This is a genomic window from Nitrosophilus sp., assembly GCF_982775275.1.
Genome location: NZ_CEXZHP010000303.1, coordinates 1 through 1,306, shown reverse-complemented (window position 1 = coordinate 1,306; position 1,306 = coordinate 1). Strand labels below are relative to the sequence as shown.

At 36.5% G+C, this 1,306-nt stretch carries 3 protein-coding genes; 1 reads left to right on the top strand and 2 read right to left on the bottom strand.

Translation table 11 applies throughout. The features are described 5' to 3' along the window. A partial coding sequence (locus tag AC30RD_RS09485; protein WP_489494302.1) for a thioredoxin family protein occupies nt 1-526 on the top strand: 526 nt, incomplete at its 5' end. Here the strand turns inward: AC30RD_RS09485 and AC30RD_RS09480 are convergent. Next, a complete protein-coding gene (locus AC30RD_RS09480) occupies nt 523-852 on the bottom strand; it encodes a YraN family protein (RefSeq protein ID WP_489494301.1) in 330 nt (109 codons plus the stop codon). The genes AC30RD_RS09485 and AC30RD_RS09480 overlap by 4 nt on opposite strands. Further along, nucleotides 853-1,306: NYN domain-containing protein (locus AC30RD_RS09475; protein WP_489494299.1), on the bottom strand; the 454-nt coding region annotated here is incomplete at its 5' end. It lies immediately after the preceding gene.

The window sequence follows — 1,306 nt, the reverse complement described above, 5'->3', positions numbered from 1 at the left end:
CTCCACGCCTCTTTTGCAGCTTCTTGTGAGCCAAAAAATATCTTTGCATCTTGCATCTTTACTTCCTAACAATCTTTTTTTCTGTAAAAATTATATCATCTTAACAATAATCTTATACAATATGGTTATGAAAACGTTCTTTTTACTCATAATAGTACTCAATACACTCTTTGGATACGAAACAGATTCTTGGATACACAACTATGAAAAAGGTGTGCAACTTGCCCAAAAGGAGCATAAAAATATCTACCTTTTTATAGGTGCAGACAGATGCCATTTTTGTAAAATGTTTAAGGAGAAAACACTCTCAAAACCTGAAGTGATGCAGCGTCTCAACAAAGAATACGTTACTATCTACCTCTCACGTGACAGACATACCATACCCGATAAATTTGAAAAATTTGGCGCTCCGAGGCACTATTTTTTAGATCAAAACGGAAAAATTTTATTTGGAACTTTTGGTGTTTTGGAACCTGCGGGATTTTTTACTGTTTTAGATGAAGCAGATCTCAGCAAAGAGGATTAGAGTGTTATATTTTCAAGCATCTCCACATCTTCAGAAGTCACTATCACAGCATCAAAAACATAATCCCCCACGTAAGCGTTTTTCTTCATATAAATTTGTGCTGTTTTAATCAGCTTGGAGAGTTTAGAGGGGGTAATATTTTGGATGGAGCGTTCATAATCCTCACCGCTTTTTACCTCAATAAAATGCAACACACCCCCTTTTGAAGCGATGATATCTAGCTCCCCAAAACGACTGTAAAAATTCTGCGTAACAATCAAAAAACCTCTCTCACGCAAAAACGCAACAGCCCGCGCTTCGGCAACATCTCCTTTTGCTCTGCTCATCTACTTGATACGCACCATCATAATGCTTCGTTTGCCATTTTTCTCAAGCATCTGAATCTCAAAAAACTCTTCAAACTCTTTAAATATCTCTCCCCATGTTTTGTAGCCGTAATTTTTAGCACTTGTAGAGTTTTGATTTTTTAGATAGGTTCCAACCTCTGAAACATACGCAAAATCATCATCCCCTTTTTTATGGCGGATGGCATTTTTTAAAATGTTGATAAGTTTTTTATCTTGTGAAAGCTTTGTGGTTGCGTGTTTGACACCAAGTTCTATAAACTCACTACACGCTTTTTGTAAAACATTTTTGGTTTTTGCTTCACCAAATCCTATCACCTCTATACCTTGCGACTTTATCTCAATCACCAAAGGGGTAAAATCACTGTCACTCGTTGCAAGTGCCACATAATCGATTTTAGAATTTTGGCAAATGCTTTTCATCACATCTACTGTC

What these genes read in the sequence shown, in the direction of transcription:
- AC30RD_RS09480 (WP_489494301.1), bottom strand. Translation starts at nt 852, where the DNA reads ATGAGCAGAGCAAAAGGAGATGTTGCCGAAGCGCGGGCTGTTGCGTTT.